Annotated in this window: 12 protein-coding genes; 10 read left to right on the forward strand and 2 right to left on the reverse strand. The window is 56.4% G+C overall.

All coding sequences use genetic code 11. The features are described 5' to 3' along the window. Nucleotides 1–25: 25 nt before the first annotated feature. Together ACPOL_RS15925 and ACPOL_RS15935 are read right to left on the reverse strand one after the other, a co-directional pair. The gene (locus ACPOL_RS15925) at nt 26–961 is read right to left on the reverse strand and encodes a TIM barrel protein (RefSeq protein ID WP_114207922.1); all 936 of its coding nucleotides are present in this window, start codon (nt 959–961) and stop codon (nt 26–28) included. A gap of 549 nt (nt 962–1,510) precedes the next feature. Continuing rightward, the gene (locus tag ACPOL_RS15935; protein WP_236656827.1) at nt 1,511–2,224 is read right to left on the reverse strand and encodes a PGN_0703 family putative restriction endonuclease; all 714 of its coding nucleotides are present in this window, start codon (nt 2,222–2,224) and stop codon (nt 1,511–1,513) included. 582 nt (nt 2,225–2,806) lie between these two features. Between ACPOL_RS15935 and ACPOL_RS15940 the strand changes: the two genes are divergently transcribed. The 10 genes from ACPOL_RS15940 (at nt 2,807) to ACPOL_RS15985 (ending at nt 16,052) form a co-directional block, all read left to right on the forward strand. After that, complete coding sequence (locus ACPOL_RS15940) at nt 2,807–3,109, forward strand: hypothetical protein (protein ID WP_114207925.1); 303 nt, start codon at nt 2,807–2,809, stop codon at nt 3,107–3,109. Nucleotides 3,110–3,219: 110 nt separating this feature from the next. Then, complete coding sequence (locus tag ACPOL_RS15945; protein ID WP_114210858.1) at nt 3,220–4,647, forward strand: TolC family protein; 1,428 nt, start codon at nt 3,220–3,222, stop codon at nt 4,645–4,647. Between the two features lies 1 nt (nt 4,648). After that, entirely contained in the window at nt 4,649–4,948 is a 300-nt protein-coding gene (locus ACPOL_RS15950) for a YtcA family lipoprotein (protein WP_114207926.1), read from the forward strand. Nucleotides 4,949–4,966: 18 nt separating this feature from the next. Further along, nucleotides 4,967–6,196: an efflux RND transporter periplasmic adaptor subunit gene (locus ACPOL_RS15955; RefSeq protein WP_114207927.1), complete on the forward strand. Its 1,230-nt coding sequence runs from the start codon at nt 4,967–4,969 to the stop codon at nt 6,194–6,196. A gap of 2 nt (nt 6,197–6,198) precedes the next feature. Next, nucleotides 6,199–8,406 (forward strand): FUSC family protein, encoded by a 2,208-nt coding sequence (locus ACPOL_RS15960; protein ID WP_114207928.1) that lies wholly within the window; start codon nt 6,199–6,201, stop codon nt 8,404–8,406. 15 nt (nt 8,407–8,421) lie between these two features. Next, complete coding sequence (locus ACPOL_RS15965; protein ID WP_114207929.1) at nt 8,422–10,236, forward strand: S41 family peptidase; 1,815 nt, start codon at nt 8,422–8,424, stop codon at nt 10,234–10,236. 231 nt (nt 10,237–10,467) lie between these two features. Further along, nucleotides 10,468–11,154: an alpha/beta fold hydrolase gene (locus ACPOL_RS15970; protein WP_161557391.1), complete on the forward strand. Its 687-nt coding sequence runs from the start codon at nt 10,468–10,470 to the stop codon at nt 11,152–11,154. A 129-nt stretch (nt 11,155–11,283) separates the two neighbouring features. Then, a complete protein-coding gene (locus tag ACPOL_RS15975; RefSeq protein WP_114207931.1) occupies nt 11,284–12,105 on the forward strand; it encodes an alpha/beta fold hydrolase in 822 nt (273 codons plus the stop codon). Between the two features lie 461 nt (nt 12,106–12,566). Next, entirely contained in the window at nt 12,567–14,165 is a 1,599-nt protein-coding gene (locus tag ACPOL_RS15980; protein WP_161557392.1) for a PQQ-binding-like beta-propeller repeat protein, read from the forward strand. 546 nt (nt 14,166–14,711) lie between these two features. Continuing rightward, on the forward strand, nt 14,712–16,052 hold the full coding sequence (locus ACPOL_RS15985) for an extracellular solute-binding protein (protein WP_150133031.1): 1,341 nt from the start codon (nt 14,712–14,714) through the stop codon (nt 16,050–16,052). Nucleotides 16,053–16,107 lie beyond the last annotated feature (55 nt).

The raw sequence follows: 16,107 nt of genomic DNA on the forward strand, positions 1-16,107 counted from the left end.
TCACTCCTGGCAATTAACAGGTGTTCTATGCCGTGGATGCGCTCTCGCCGGCGACCACGCCTCTCAGGTATTTCAGGCTCTCGGCGACGCTGACGGCCGAAGGAATTTCGATCGCTTCGAATTTGATGTCCTGTTCCACAACACACCAGCCACGATAATCATTCTTTGCCAGTGTGTTGAAGAAGACAGGGAAGTCCACATCTCCATGGCCGATGATTGTAAAGATTTTCCGCTCAATGGCCTGATCAAAGGTGAGTTCATCTTTGCGCGCCTGCTGCAGGATATCGAACTCCAGGTCCTTGATGTGGACATGGCGCAGAATGTGCCGGTATTTCTCTGCTTCGCGAGCCGGATCGCCACCTGCGTAGACACAGTGGCCAGTGTCAAGGCACAAGCCCACGTTCGACCCAGAGGCCGCATCAAAAAAAATCGCCGTCTCTTCCGGAGTTTCGACGTAGGTGGCAACGCGCGGATGAAAAACCAGGTCTAAGCCATAGTCGTTGACGAGCTTGGCCAACTCGGCGACGATGCTGCCGACGTGCTTCCACTGGGCAGCGGAAAGGCCTGCGCTTCCGTCGGCGGGCACACGCCCAGAGATTTTGTCTCGCGCCGGCGATTGCTCATCGGCGATGACGAGAAATGGGGCGCCCAGTGCTGACAGCAGATCGACAACCTTGCGTACGTGGTCGATCACTGTGGAAGCCGAGGCTGGATCACTAAGCCGTACCCCCGTGAAGCAACCTATCAATTGCAAGTTGCGCTGCTCTAGCTCAGGCAGCAACAATTCTTCTATTGGAAAGAAACCGTAAGGTCCTAGTTCGATTCCCTCATATCCGGCCCACACCATCTGGTCCAACATTGTTCGATACGACTGTTCCCAGGACGGACCTGGATAATCGAGCACGCCCCAGCTATTCGGAGCACAACCAAACTTAAAGCGAGACTCACCATTCAGTGTCATGTTTCCCCGGAATTCCAAGTGTCCTTGAAGCAAAACAAACCAGTGCTCCGTGCCAGCAAGTTAGAGAGCAAGCTTGAGAGACATCTGGCCGCAACGAGGTGTGGCGGCAGTTGTGGTTCTGGATAAAGATCTGTAGCTATGGCGACTTACTGCTGCGAACTGCGGTTGATTGAGGGCACCGAGTATTCAGCGCGTAATCGCAGGTTCAGGTTTGAGGGAGTTGCGTATTTCCAATGCCTGCCTTCATGTAGAGCTTATCTTTTCGAAGGTCTTCGACAGAGTGAGTGTGATCGGCGGATCCGTCTATTGAGACGACGGCACCAATAGTACCTGCATAACAGCTCATCTGGGCTCCCGGGATAGGAAATCGAAGTTCTCGTGCGAACTTAGCGCCTGGAGTCATACATCGGATTGCAGTTTTTCTTGATTGCAGGTTTGAAGCTAGCGTGAAGGTGGAACATCATTAGAAAAGCGGCTACTAACGGCTTATAAAATCAAGCGAAGGTACAAGTCAAGAAAAATCACGTGGGAGGCAGGGCCTTTCGGGGGCTAACTCGGCAAAATCCCGTATTTCTCCGCAAGGAAGGCTTGCTGTTTTCGCGAAAGCGCTCGTGCAATCTCCTGCCAGGTCAGGACTTTGAGCTGACTTCGGATTGCGGCGCTCGGTATCGCTCGCATGATGCGATACCATTCCTCTATCAGGTCTGGGCGCCTTTGGTCGCACAAGACACAATAGGAGCAGTTCAGTGCTACCGCCGCAAGCACGCCGCGAACGAGTTGGTACGAGGCGACCATTCCTCTCCGAACGGAGAGCGACTCGACGTCGAAGACACTTTCGAAGTCCCGGTATCGCTGCAGCAACGGTAGTTGCGCGCTCTGAAAATCGGCTTCGATCAACTTCGCTTCGATGAGCACATCTCCAATTCGCAGATCGATCTCGGTGCGGTCGATGCCGTTTCTATTGAGTGGCGTATAAGGGCGGAAGCCGAACTCCATGATCGCACGCCGATCAACACCCAGAATGGAGCGAACCGAGTTGCGGGCCAATACACCTGGATAGCAAAACACGTTCATCAGCAATGCGTCGGAGCTGTTGCAACAATCCAACTCCGCGCGGCGCCGCTCCATCTGCCGAGGCACAAACCTTGATCCCGTATACACTTTGTCGAGCCTCTTCCTCCACGCCGGTGTCGCGCAGATTCTCCGATAGGACTCGCGGAGGAAGTTCCCGTGGCAGTCGTTTTCACCCTCGTTATAAATCACGCTGGGAATTTCCCCATACGTCAGCTCGCTGGCATGCTCCTTTGCTCTCAGGAGGTTTCTTGCGCTCAGCTCGCGACGGAGACGAGCCGAGCTGCAAACGAAGTTGAAGTCATTGCTCATCAGTCTTTGTGGCAGCACTGCTGCGGCACGATTTGCCAGCCTGGGCCATGCTCGCTGGGCACAAACCCACACCAAGTTTAGGCGAAGATTCGGCGAATATCAAGCATTTGTCTGGTTTGCTGGCGAGCTCTACTATGGCGCCGATGTTCAAGGCGCGCGATGGATCGCCAATGCAAGTGGTCTGCCGTCTGTATACAGGTGGGTCCAGCATATTGTGTGCGGGCGACGGTGACAAATTCAGCCAACGGGGCTTTTGCTTGCGATTGTTCCTCGGTGAGCCTCCCTATGGGAGCCGGAGACGCACGAGTCCGGGGGAGAAATAGTTTGCCTTGGCATCGCGCCTGCGACTTACCATTGTCAGTGCGCCGTGCGCCCTCGCTACCGGAAACGGACGTAGCCGTCGTGTGTGTCGATCTGCACTGCTTCGTTTGTACTGGGTGGGGAGCAAGAATGGAGGAGGAAATGAATTCGGGGCACTTTAAAATGTCGTTAACGGGAGAAGCGCCAGACAGCGATCTACCGGCTCCGATTGAAGCTTTGTGGTGGGATGCGAAGGGCGACTGGGTTCGCGCCCATGCTCTGGTTGATGAACTCGAAACTACGGATGGCATGGCCGTCCACGCCTATCTGCACCGCAAGGAAGGCTCAGACTGGAACGCAAATTATTGGTATCAACGCGCAGGACGCACCTTTCACCGGCCGTCGCTTGCTGCTGAATGGGAGGCGTTGGTAGACGGGCTGCTGGCTGGCTCGGAGCGCTCGTGATTCGGATTTCCCGGACACGCCATTGCCTCCTAGGAGGGCGCGCATTCCGGAATGTTATGATCCGTCTACGTTGCTATGTTTGGCCGCAGGAACGGCGTAATGGCCTCAAAATGATTCGACGTCGAGCAGAGAGATGTGCCCTCCTTCCCATCCTGCTGGCGACGGGACTGGCCTGCGCACAGACGGCGCCATTGTCCCCGGAGCGGCCTTGGGATGTTGCTCCAGGGCAGGTCCTTGCCGCCCCGCCCCGAACCCCTCCCGCTTTGATTCCGGATCCGTCCAAAACCTACTCATTATCAGAGCTCGTTGACTTTGCTGAGCACAATAATCCCGAGACCCGGGTGGCCTGGGAGAACGCTAAGGCGCGTGCCGCCGATCTGGGTATCTCGAAGGCGAGTCTTTACCCCACTATCGCCGCGGTTGCGCTTGCTGAGACCAATAGGACTGACATCTTTTTTTCTCCCGATTTCATTCGTCAAACGACGGGCACTTTCGCTCCGGGAATCACTCTCAACTACATCATCTTCGATTTTGGCCGCCGGTTGCAGGACGTAGCGATCAGCCGCAGCGGTCTTCTCTCAGCAAATTTTCTATTCAATGATACCCACCGCAGGATCATCTTCGACGTAATGCAAGCGTACTATCGATTGCTCAACGGTAAAGGCCAGGAGGACGCGGCAGAGGCGAATCTCAACAATGCCCAGACCGTCGAGCGGGCAGCTGAGGCAAGACTTGAACAAGGGCTGGCGACGCTACCCGATGTTCTCGAAGCGCGCAGCGCCGCCGCACAGGCGGACTACGATCTGCAGGCGGCGATTGGCGCGACCGAGATAGCGCATGGGGACTTGGCGACCTCGCTTGGCATCTCTCCGACCGCACAGTTCAAGGTCGAGAGCATTCGGGATCTGCCGATACCGACCGAGCTTCCCGACACCGTAGAGGCTTCGATCGATCGCGCGCTCGCGCAGCGGCCGGATCTGTTGCAGCGGGTAGCCGACCTTCGGGCTGCCGGTTCGGAGATCAGGGCTGCCCGTACTGCCTATCTGCCCACCTTGAGCTTCGATGGCAATGGCGGGATTGCAAGGTCCTATGCTCAGCAATTGCAGCAAGCGGGCCTCTATTCGCCAAATCAGGAGTATTGGGATGCAAGGCTTTCCTTGAGCTGGAACGTCTTTGATGGCTTTGCCCGCGAGAACAGGCTAGCGCGCGCGAAGGCCGACCAGAAGCAAGCGAGCGCGGAGCTCAATGCAATGCGTGATCAGGTTGAGAATCAGGTTTGGTCCGCCTACTCCACCGCTAAGACGGCGCTCCGGCAGCAGCGGGCGGCTGCCGCACTACTGGCTGCTGCGAGCGAATCCTACGATGCCGCATTACAGTCGTACAACTTCGGAGTGCGCAGCCAGATCGACGTGGTTTCCGCGCAGCGCGCACTGGCTTCGGCGCGAACTGCCGATGTGAGCGCGCGCACACAATTGTTGACCGGAGTGGCGGCGCTAGCTTTTCAAACGAGCGATTTACTTCATGCAAAAAGGCCATAACATGACAGAAAATCGGGCGCTAAGTCAGCATGCGCGGACGGCGCGCAGGGCCGCCATCGGACCGCTGTCCGTGGTGATGTTGATCCTCTGCGGCTGCTCTCGGGCGCCTTCTTTCAATATCCTTGGATCTTTCTTTCCTGCCTGGATCGTGTGCGGTCTGGCCGGTATTCTGCTCACGGTCGCGGTTCGTTGGCTGTTTGTGCGTTTCAAGTTCGAACAGGATCTATCGCCGCTGATCGTTGTCTATCCGTGCCTGGCAGCATTTTTCACATTTACCCTCTGGCTGTTGTTCTTCAGCTGAGAACGGAGAGGAGGTACGATGCCCGAAGTCGAAGTTGCCGCCAAGCGTCCCCGCCTGGGCAGGATCGTCAGCTTATCGATCATTGCTGCCGCGTTGGTTACGGGGCTGCTCGTGATCGGCGAAACAAACCGAAATCCGCGTACCGACGATGCAGAGGTCTTTGCCAACTTCATCGGCATTGCTCCGCAGGTCGACGGACCAATCCAGCAACTCGCCGTTCGCGACAACGCCTTCATCAAGCAAGGGGAGCTCCTCTTCGAGATAGATTCGCGGCCATACGAATATGCGCTGCAGCGAGCCAAGTCCGACTTCAATGTGCTGGAAGGACAGATCGTCGATCAACGTAGAACGATTGCTTCGCAGGTGAGCGCGGTTGGAGCAGCCGAGGCCAACACGATGAGCGCCGCGGCCAACATCGATCGCGCGGCAGCAGCGGTCAACGAAGCCAAAGCGAACGTCGCGAATGCGAAGGCCGGGCTCGACAGCGCGAGTGCCGAGTTACTCTACACCACCAACAACTTTCACCGGATTGAGCCGTTGCTGGCGAAGCAGTTCGTCACCGTAGATCAGGTGGATCAGGCCCGGACGGCAGTGACCGCCCGCGAACAAGCGGTGCATCAACAACGTTCTCAGGTCGTCCTGGCCGAAGCTCAGGTGCAATCGGCGGAGGCCCAATACGAGCAGGCAAGGGCAGCGGCGCAACAAAGCCACGCCCAACTCAACCAATCTCAACACAGCGTACTCACCATCGATCCGCTCACCGCTCAGCGCGAGGGGCGCGCTTCGGCGATTCGCACGGCAGCGTATAACCTCAACAACTGCAAGGTCTACGCGCCCTTTGATGCGCGGGTCACGAATCTCACCATCTCGCAAGGCGCCTACGCTCACACCGGTCAGCAGGTATTTACCCTGATCGACACCCGGACATGGTGGGCGGTAGCGAATTTCCGCGAAACGCAGATCCGTCATATCGTTCCCGGAATGCACGCCGACGTCTACATCCTTTCGCGGCCGACGATCAAGTATGACGGAGTGGTCGACAGCGTTGGCTTTGGCGTCCAGCCTGATACGACGCTGGTCGGCACATTCTCGTCAAATGGATTGCCCGATGTCCAGCGTTCGCTGAACTGGGTCCACCTGGCCACTCGCTATCCGGTCCGCGTGCGCATCAACGCGCCTGAGTCTGAGCCTTTTCGCGTCAGCGAGTCTGCCGTCGTGATCATTCGCGGAGACGGGAAGACGAGGTAGCGATGCGTAGCGGGGGGAAAGCTCTACCGGTTGCGCCTCAGCCGGCCACGATCGATCAGATAGGAAAGTGGTTTAAGAACTTTCTGGAGAAGGAGTTGTCCCCCTATCCAGGCAGGGGGTGGGTGGTCGCGCGGGTCACCATATCCGCCACGATCGTAATGCTGCTGGTGATGACGTTTCGTTTGCCGAGCGGTTTTCTGGGCGCAATCTTCACTCTGTTCTTGAGCCGGGAGAATCTTGCAGCGACTTTTCGGTCGGGTTTTCGGACAGTCATCGCTTTCCTGCTGGCCACGGCGTATACGGCGGTCAGCGTAGTCATGTTCATCGACGATCCGCTGACTCATTTTCTTTGGGTCGCCGTCAGCCTCTTTCTTTCCTTCTATCTCATCCACATCTTCTCCGACTATGGCACAGCGGCGGCATTTGGATTCATGATCGCGGGCGCAATTCCGTTATGGGATGAGACCACCATCAATGTGAACGAGCGGTTTGAGAACACGCTGTGGCTCTGCTTTGTGGTCGCTATTGGAGTGGTCGTTACGATCGTCGTCGAATACGTCTTTCGGAGCATTCACCCCACTACTGATCTCACCGAAGGCATCGAAGCGCGATTGCAGACCGTGGAAGACGTTCTGAGGAGCGCGGGTGAAGGGCGGCCCCTCCCGGATGAGTCGGAGAAGCGGCTTTCACTCTATACGACTGTGGGCATATCCCGGCTTCGAAGGCTGATGTACCGGTCCGACTATGGCGCGCACTTCAAGGCGCAGATGACCGCTGCCATTGCTCTGCTGGGCCGGCTCGTCGATATCGCCGGCAGCTTCCAACTGGCACTCCACGAACGGACGAGTCCAGTCGAGCCCTCCGACGGCCAGCGCTGCTTACGGTTGGCCGAGGTGTTGGCCGGGTTCCGTGAAGACCTGGTTCGTAGGCAACTTCCCCGCGATAGCCAGCTGCCGGCCGAAGAAGAACCCTCCAACATTCCTTTCCTGGCGACGATGGAAGCTACGGCGGCGCTGATCCCTAAGGCTTATTCGGGTTCCGTATCCATGCAGGAGTTCGTGGTCGCGCCGCTCGATGAGGAGGGCCCCACACGGCTGTTCCTTGCCGATGCCTTTTCGAATCCAGCGCATGCACAATTTGCGTTGCGCGGTACGCTCGCGGCGACGGCCTGCTATGTCACCTACACGGCGATTGCGTGGCCGGGCTTAAGCACCTCGGTCGCGACGTGCTTTATTACTGCCCTTTCGACGATCGGCTCCTCGCGTCAGAAGCAGATTTTGCGGCTGGGGGGCGCCTTCCTGGGCGGATTTGTTTTCGGCATGGGCGCCCAGGTACTCATCCTGCCTTATCTGAATTCCATTGCAGGATTCACCCTGCTGTTTGCCACTGTGACTGCAATCTCGGCATGGATTTCGACTGCGTCCGCCAGGCTCTCCTACCTCGGTGTCCAGGTCGCGCTGGCCTTCTACCTGATCAACTTGCAGGAGTTTACGATCCAGATCTCTCTAGCCATAGCCCGCGACCGGGTCTTCGGAGTGCTACTCGGACTGATCTCTATGTGGCTGCTCTACGATCGTCTATGGGTGAGGAACGCCCTGGATGAAATGCAAACCGTCTTCGCGCGCAATCTGGAACTCTTCGCGCAAGTGGCGGAACAGCTGATCGAAAGCGACCAGGTCAAGGCGATCCTGAAGATCCGTCAGCTTCGCGATCAGATCAACGCCGGTTTTCAGGCAGTTACCGCGCAGTCCGATGCAGTGCTGTTTGAATTTGGCCCCAGCCGCGAGCGCAAGATGCAAATTCGCGAAGATGTGCGGCGTTGGCAACCGACCATCCGGACTTTGTTGCAAGTGCAAATTGCGGCGGCCCAATATCGTACGCAACGGCCGCTGGTGGCGTTGCCCGAGGCGATCGCCGGGGCTCTGGTCGCTTTTCAGAAGGATGTCGCTCGCATGATGCGGATCATGGCAAACGAAGTGAGCGAAAAGCCAGCCGAACCGGCGCCCGAAATTCAAGCCTCCGCCGCCCGGGTGCAGGAGGAGATCCGCAGATATTATGAAGGATCTGGGGAGGAAATCTCCCCAGAGGCGTCGGACGTGATCCGCCTGATCCAGACTTTGGCCGCAATTCTTTCGCCACTGTACCAAGACATCCATGCAACTTTTGCCGTTCCTCGAGAGGCCGGCAATGCTCTACCTCAGACAACTTGAAGAGGGGATGTTCGCATGAGGCGAATGGTAGTGTTGGTCTTCGTCAGCCTCGCTGTGACGCTATTGGGCACTGCTCAGCCTGGGCCAGCCGCGAAGCCATCTGGCGATCGTCAGTTTGATCGTGGCTCTGGACTCGTGCTCTCCAGTCTGACGTCAGTCCAAATCGATAACCTGGTGTTACTGGGAAAGGTGTGGGGCTTTCTGAAGTATCACCATCCCACAGTCACCTCCGGTGAGCTTCAATGGGACTACGAGCTCTTTCGCATCCTGCCGGAGATCCTTGCTGCCCCCGATCAGGCCGCCGCACAGACGTCCATGATCCACTGGATTGGCGGTCTTGGTCCCGTACAGCCTTGTGGCAATTCCTGCGCTACCGGAGATAAGGATGGACCACGCATAGGACACGTCTTGACGCCTGTCCCCATGCTTGCACTTCGTCCTGAAATCGCATGGATCGCGGACGAGGCGCTCCTGGGAAAAGAGCTCGCCCGAGCATTGCAATATCTTCAACAGAATCGTACTGCCGGTAAACAGTTTTACATCTCGCTCGCTCCCGGGATAGGGAATCCGTCGTTCGATCATGAACGTGACTATGTGGGCGTTAAGTTCCCCGATGCTGGCTTTCAAATACTCGCGCTTTATCGCTTTTGGAACATCATCGAGTATTGGTCGCCCAATCGAAATATCGTCGGGGAAGATTGGGATGGCGTACTTCGCGAATTCTTGCCGCGACTCGCGTTAGCTAAGTCTTCCGAGGAGTATCAACTCGAAATGATGGAGCTCATCGCTCAAGTTCATGATACTCATGCCAACCTTTGGAGCTCGCTTTCTCTTCGGCCGCCGGTAGGCGAGTGCAGGCTTCCACTGAGTCTGCGTTTCCTTGGCCAGAGCGCCGTCATCACCGCCGTTGCCTCTCAGGATCTGTCTGCTGTCGGCGGTTTCAAAGTTGGCGATGTGCTTACCGATCTTGACGGGAAGCCTGTCGAAAACCTGCTTCAATCATGGTCGCCTTATTATGCCGATTCAAACGATGCCGCTCGACTCCGGGATATCGCGCGGGCAATGACGAACGGCCCATGCGGTCCGGTCACCGTACGGATTCGGCGAGGGCCCGATCTTCTCACCGTTGCAACGAAGCGGCTCCCAAGCGCCGGCATGACCGCAATCACCAACACGCATGACTTGCCTGGCGATACTTTTCGGCTACTCTCCGATCAAGTGGCTTACCTGAAGCTGTCTTCAGTCAAAGCTGGGGATGCCGTCAGTTACATACAGCGCGCTAGAGATACAAAAGGTCTTATCGTGGACATCCGCAATTACCCTTCGGAATTCGTGGTTTTCGCTCTCGGCTCCCGCTTGGTTAAATGGTCGACGCCGTTTGTCGAATTTACACAAGCAGAATTATCGAATCCCGGGGCGTTTCATTGGACTAAGGGCCCGCTCCTGCAACCAGCAGAACCGCACTATTCGGGGAAAGTCATTATTCTGGTCGATGAGGTGACCCAGAGCCAGGCCGAATACACAGCGATGGCTTTCCGCTCCTCGCCGCATGCCATGGTGATTGGCAGTACGACGGCCGGCGCCGATGGCGATGTGTCAAAGCTTTCCCTTCCTGGCGGATTGAGGACCATGATCAGCGGCATCGGGATCTTCTATCCATACGGTAAACAAACTCAGCGGGTGGGCATTATTCCCGACAAGATCGTAGTGCCCACCATTGAAGGCATAGGCGCCGGTCGAGATGAAGTGTTGGAAGAGGCCGTGCGGCAAATTCTAGGTGCTGAAACTTCGATCGAGACGATAAAGGCGCTTGCAAAGCCTGGGCGCTGAGCGGACGGCCACCTGACAGAGACTAACGTCATCATCAACATACCTGCCCCCCTAAATGGGTAAGAGGAATTACCCCGAGAGTGTCTTTCGAGGAAATCGGTGTTGGGGAACAATCCTATTGCAGCCAGGGAACGGAAATGCTAAGTGCCGAGCCGCATTCTGTGGACTCAAGGGTGACCGCAGTCTGCGAATTCACGGGTGACCTGTATGAAGGATCATGAAGATCGAAGAGTGAAGAACATCGTTCTTGTTCGTGGCGTCTTCGCCGATGGCTCAAGCTGGTCGAAAGTGATTCCGTTATTGCAAGCGCAGGGCTACCAAGCGGTCGCTGTCCAGAATTCATTGACTTCGTTAAAGGACGAAGTGGCCGCTACAAAGAGAATCATTGCACTGCAGGACGGGCCGGTGATCCTTGTCGGCCATTCCTGGGGAGGCACTGTCATCAGCGAGGCTGGCGATGACCCTAAAGTTGCGGCCCTGGTGTGCGGCGCGGCCTATGCTCCGGAGGCCGGAGAGTCGGCAAACGATGCCAGCCAACCATTCGGCTGGACGGACGGGCAAAAACAGATTCGTTTGGACAGCGAGAAATTTGCCGTGCTTACTTCCGAAGGCATGCTGGAGTATGTCACCCAGGGGCTTCCGCTGGCCGAACGTGAGCTTGCCTTTGCGGTTCAGGGACAGAGTTACGGGCCTATGTTCGACGAGAAACTGAAGCTTGCCGCATGGAAGACGAAACCGACCTGGGCGGTCATTTCGACAAACGACCGAATGCTTCCACCGGCGATGGAAGAATCGAGCGCGAAGAAGATGAAGGCGGCGACAACAACCCTGCCGACGTGTCGCATGGTCATCCTCGAAGAGCCGGAGAAGGTCGCAGCCGTGATCGACGAGGCTGCGAAAGAAGCGCTGACGAAGTAGCGAACCAGAGTGTTTGGCTGCGAACGCCTGCTTTGAACGCGTTGTTATCGATCAACCCAATTCGTGAACTCTGCAACCCCGTTCCTAACAAGGAAATAGAATCCACCCCGACGACGCCAAGGAGAACACATGAGCACCATCACAGTAAAAGACGGAACAACGATCTACTACAAGGATTGGGGCAAAGGGCAGCCCATAGTTTTCTCGCATGGCTGGCCTCTCAATGCGGATGCATGGGATACACAAATGATGTTTTTCGGCGAGCGAGGCTTCCGGGTCATCGCGCACGATCGTCGCAGCCATGGCCGCTCCGCGCAGTCCTGGGATGGCAACGAGATGGACACCTATGCCGACGATCTTGCGGCGCTTTTTGAGGCGCTGGACCTCGACAATGCAATCATCGCGGGTCACTCGACCGGCGGTGGAGAAGTAGCCCACTACATCGGCCGCCACGGTTCGCGAAGAATCGCGAAGGCGGTACTGATCAGTGCCGTCCCACCGGTGATGCTTAAGTCGGAGAAGAACCCCGGCGGCTTGCCCAAGGACGTCTTCGACGGCATTCGTACCGGCCTGTTAGACGACCGGTCGCAATTCTTCAAGGACCTGAGCTTGCCCTTCTTCGGCTATAACCGGCAAGGAGCAAAGATCTCTGAGGGGGTCCGCGAAAATTTCTGGTTCCAAAGCATGCAAGGCGGGGTCAAGGGCGAATATGACTGCATCAAGGCCTTCTCCGAGACCGACTTTACCGAGGACCTGAAAAAGATCGATGTTCCCACCCTCGTGATGCACGGCGACGATGATCAGATCGTGCCCTACCTTGACTCTGGAGCGCTCTCGGCAAAGCTGGTGAAAGATGCAAAGCTGAAAGTTTATCCGGGTTTTCCGCATGGAATGCCGATCATCCATGCAGAGCAGATCAATCAGGATCTGCTGGAGTTTATCAAGTCCTAACTTTACGTGAGGGGAGAACTGACAGCTCTCCCCTCACCTAGCACGGTCTAGCCGCTCCTGGCACCGGACGAAGCGCTTGGCTGCTCCCGGGCCTGCCCCGCTCTTCTCCCCAATGCGACACAGCCATCACTTGCACGATTGATGAGCAAATCAGCTCAGACCGTTGATATAAAGTCTATATACTGACAGAAAGTGCCAACGTACGATCAATGGAAGACAAGGAGCTATTTCTGAGCAGACGGAAAGCGTCTTCTACTCCGACTTAGTTCAGCTCGAAGCCTGCACCACATTCTCCCTCTGCGCCAAAGGTCCAGCCCTCGAAATACCCACGCATTGAGTGGAACTCCAGGAACTCAATCAGTCTTAGCCAGTAGTTCACCAGGCCAGTAGTTCACTGCGCCAATAGTTCGCCGCCCGTCCAGCTCCCTATGGTGCTGTCATTCTGTGTGCGAGGTGACGTAATGTCCGGCATCACTTGCTTGATTCTCTTCATCGCAGGAACCGTTAGCCTTGCCCAAAACGTACTTACCCGCAACTACGACAATGCTCGTAGTGGCGCTAACCTGAATGAGACAATCCTCACTCCCGCGAATGTCAGCGGCCTCAAAAAACTCTTCACCGTGAACGTTGACGGCGAGGTCTATGCCCAGCCGCTCTACATGGCTAACCTGACAATTGCGGAGGTCACGCAGAATGTCGTCTTTATCGCAACCATGAACAATAGCGTCTACGCCTTGAATGCCGACACCGGGGCCGAGCTTTGGCACGTACGTTACGGCACCCCAATTAAAACAAAGGACGTCCAGTACCCCAAGAACCCGAATATCAACCCCGCGTCGCCCACCGGGATACTCTCAACGCCGGTGATCGATCCGGCCTCGGGTATTCTTTACTACGATCACGGTGAGGAACTGACTTCAGGGTCCACAAAGGCGTACAGCCATCACCTGGAGGCGATCGACATATATTCCGGCAATAAGCTATTAAACTCGCCGGTGACTATCAGCGAGCCCTTCACGACGGCAGACGGTACCTACAATTTCCTCGCCAAAAGCGAGAACCAACGGTCCAGCTTAGCGCTTGCCAGCGGCAACATCTATGTTATGTTCGCGAGCCACAACGACCAGAGCAATGGCTATCACGGATGGGTCTACGCCTACTCCGCGAGTGATCTTGGCTTCGTTGCCAGCTACATGACCACTACAACTGGAGTCAAGGGCGGCATTTGGCAGGCTGGCTCGGCGCCGGCAATCGATACGGCAGGGAACCTCTACATCTCAGTTGGGAATGGCGACTACGATGTCAGCCCTAAAGGCGTCCAACAGACTGGCGAAAGTTTCATCAAACTGAGTCCGACACTCACGCTGCTCGACTGGTTCACGCCACATAATGCCGAAAACCTGAACTCAGGAGATATGGATCTTGGCTCGTCCGGCATTCTGCTGGTCGGCGACGAATACGTCGTCGGCGGTGGCAAGGCTGGGGTGATCTATGTGGACAACGTCGACAACCTCGGAAAGTTCAACTCGTCTGAGGACCAGGTTCTGCAAGAGTTTCAGGCAGTGTATGGCATGGGCTCAAGTCACATCCACGGGACGCCTGTCTATTTCAACGGCAACATCTACGTTTGGGGCGAAAATGATTATCTTCGCGGCTTCCATTTCTCGAACGGCCTGTTCAACACAAGTCCGTTCGCCGAAAGCAGCATGACAGCGCCCGTCACCCATGACAATGGCGCGATGCCCGGCGGTTTCTTGTCCGTCTCCGCGAACGGCACGACAAACGCGATTATCTGGGCATCGACGCCATACAACGCGAATGCCAGCCAGGCCACAGTCCAGGGAGTGCTCTATGCTCTGGATCCAAATACTCTCAAAGTGCTCTGGAGCGATAAAACCAATGCTTCAAGGGACGACATTGGGATGTTTGCCAAGTTCGTTCCACTGACGATTGCGAATGGGAAGGTCTACGCAGTCAACTTCGGTCCAAAAGGGACGACAGGTGCTGCAGGGCAGTTGGTTGTCTATGGGTTGGCGAATGTTTTGGCCAAAACAGAATAGCAGCCGATCGCGTACAGGTGGGTCCGAACGACGCGGTCCTTCGGCTCATCCTGTATTTGTGGAACTTCGTGTGAAGCCAGATGCTCAGATGGCGCAGTGGCGATTAGATCGTCGCGCAAGCTTTCGTTCACTCGAGTATTCGGCATCCGCTTGAAGCCTACTAATCGCGAAAGCTGATGTCCGGGCAACACATCCCCCGCAGTTGCGACGCTCCGCGTACCGCCTCCTTAGCCTGCCTGAAAGCAAAGAGACGATACGGCTGCTCGAGTATGCACAAGGACAACTGGTTCCATGACCGGTTTTTGATGTCACCTTTGGGTAAGCTCCGGCCTCCCGACGTAGGTGAGATCTTGGTGGATTTGCACTAGCTAACCCATAAATAGTATGAATGCACAAGAGATGCCTAGCTGGTTCGAACGCTTGAGGTAGAAGCGGTCTTTTACAGCCCAACACAGGCGGCTGCTGAGTTATCTGAGTGCGGGGGGAAAAGGAAGTAAGTTGCAGGACAACACACGGGAAGATCGCGATCGTTCGAGGAACATCTTCATGAACATCTGCAGGTCGATCCATCATCAATTGCAAAACACACCGCCCTTTACTACTGTCCTGCTGTTTTGCATGGTCTTTGGCTGTAGCAATCCTGCATCGGCGCCCGGAACTGTATCCTTTCTGGATCAGGAGTGGTCGCAGCCGGATGAATTGTCCAGTGCGGCGCGCGAATCTCAGGAGTTCACCAGGGAAACGGGAATCGCCATTCGGCAGTCGCCGGTTCCCAACACCTTATTCTCTTCGCTCCCGCCTCAGGCCCAACTGGGCCTCTTGCGTAGGTCGCTCCAGGAACGGGGCCCTATTCCGGATGTCCTGGGAATCGATGTCATCTGGCCCGGTATCCTCTCCGACGATTTGATCGATGTGGGGCATGATTTTGCCACCGAACTTTCAACGATGGACCCCCAATTAGTCTCCAGCTACACGGTGCATGGCAAGGTAGTGGCCGTACCCTATCATGCGCACGTCGGCGTTCTCGCCTTTCGAAGCGATCTGCTTCTGCAATATGGGTATAGCCGACCTCCAGAGACCTGGGATGAGCTGGAACAGATGGCCGCCAGAATTCAGGCGGGTGAGCGCGCTAAGGGCAAAAAAGATTTCTGGGGTTATGTCTGGCAAGGTGCGGCCACCGAGGGCTTGACCTGTAACGCCCTTGAATGGCAGGTCTCTGAAGGAGGAGGCCGCATCATCGAAGATGATGGGACGATTAGCGTCAACAATCCTGCTGCAATCCGTTCCTGGCAGCGAGCCGCCCGCTGGATCGGCAGAATCTCGCCGCCTGGTGTCGTGGCGTACCAGGAAGTGGATTCGCTGAGCGCCTGGGACGCCGGGAATGCTGCCTTTATGCGCAGCTGGCAGTGGGGTTACCGTCTTACGCATCCCAGGGATTCGCCTCTACGGGACAGAACCGGTTATACAAGCATGCCTGGAGGATCCGTGGGCCGTGTGGGTACCTTGGGAGGCGTCGGTTTGGCTGTTCCCCGATCTTCAACTCATCCTCGGGAAGCACTCGCGCTCATCCGTTTTCTCATCGCTAAGGAGCAGGAGTCGAAAGTGGATCCGGCTCACTTCGTGCCGATCCCCCCAACCCAACTCTACGACCTGCCACAGATACTGCAGGCCTATGCCCCCTCGACTAGACTGAATCAACAAAACAGCTGGCTGGTTAGCCGGCCTTCGAATGTCACCGGTCGCGCTTATGAAAATGTCACCCAGGCTTACACCCAATCGGTGCATTCGGTTTTGACCGGCCAGAAATCGGCGCCCGAGGCGGCAGCAGAATTGGAGAAGCAATTGATTCGAATAACCGGTTTCCGTCCTGGGCCGCCCAAGATGTGAAAACCATGCCACTATCTCGGTCGGGTGTGTCGGTGGGGCAAGCGCTACCATTGGG

The organism is Acidisarcina polymorpha (assembly GCF_003330725.1).
In the GTDB taxonomy this organism is placed as follows: domain Bacteria; phylum Acidobacteriota; class Terriglobia; order Terriglobales; family Acidobacteriaceae; genus Acidisarcina; species Acidisarcina polymorpha.

What these genes read in the sequence shown, in the direction of transcription:
- ACPOL_RS15925 (WP_114207922.1), bottom strand. Translation starts at nt 961, where the DNA reads ATGACACTGAATGGTGAGTCTCGCTTTAAGTTTGGTTGTGCTCCGAAT.
- ACPOL_RS15940 (WP_114207925.1), top strand. Translation starts at nt 2,807, where the DNA reads ATGAATTCGGGGCACTTTAAAATGTCGTTAACGGGAGAAGCGCCAGAC.
- ACPOL_RS15945 (WP_114210858.1), top strand. Translation starts at nt 3,220, where the DNA reads ATGATTCGACGTCGAGCAGAGAGATGTGCCCTCCTTCCCATCCTGCTG.
- ACPOL_RS15950 (WP_114207926.1), top strand. Translation starts at nt 4,649, where the DNA reads ATGACAGAAAATCGGGCGCTAAGTCAGCATGCGCGGACGGCGCGCAGG.
- ACPOL_RS15955 (WP_114207927.1), top strand. Translation starts at nt 4,967, where the DNA reads ATGCCCGAAGTCGAAGTTGCCGCCAAGCGTCCCCGCCTGGGCAGGATC.
- ACPOL_RS15960 (WP_114207928.1), top strand. Translation starts at nt 6,199, where the DNA reads ATGCGTAGCGGGGGGAAAGCTCTACCGGTTGCGCCTCAGCCGGCCACG.
- ACPOL_RS15965 (WP_114207929.1), top strand. Translation starts at nt 8,422, where the DNA reads ATGAGGCGAATGGTAGTGTTGGTCTTCGTCAGCCTCGCTGTGACGCTA.
- ACPOL_RS15975 (WP_114207931.1), top strand. Translation starts at nt 11,284, where the DNA reads ATGAGCACCATCACAGTAAAAGACGGAACAACGATCTACTACAAGGAT.
- ACPOL_RS15980 (WP_161557392.1), top strand. Translation starts at nt 12,567, where the DNA reads ATGTCCGGCATCACTTGCTTGATTCTCTTCATCGCAGGAACCGTTAGC.
- ACPOL_RS15985 (WP_150133031.1), top strand. Translation starts at nt 14,712, where the DNA reads ATGAACATCTGCAGGTCGATCCATCATCAATTGCAAAACACACCGCCC.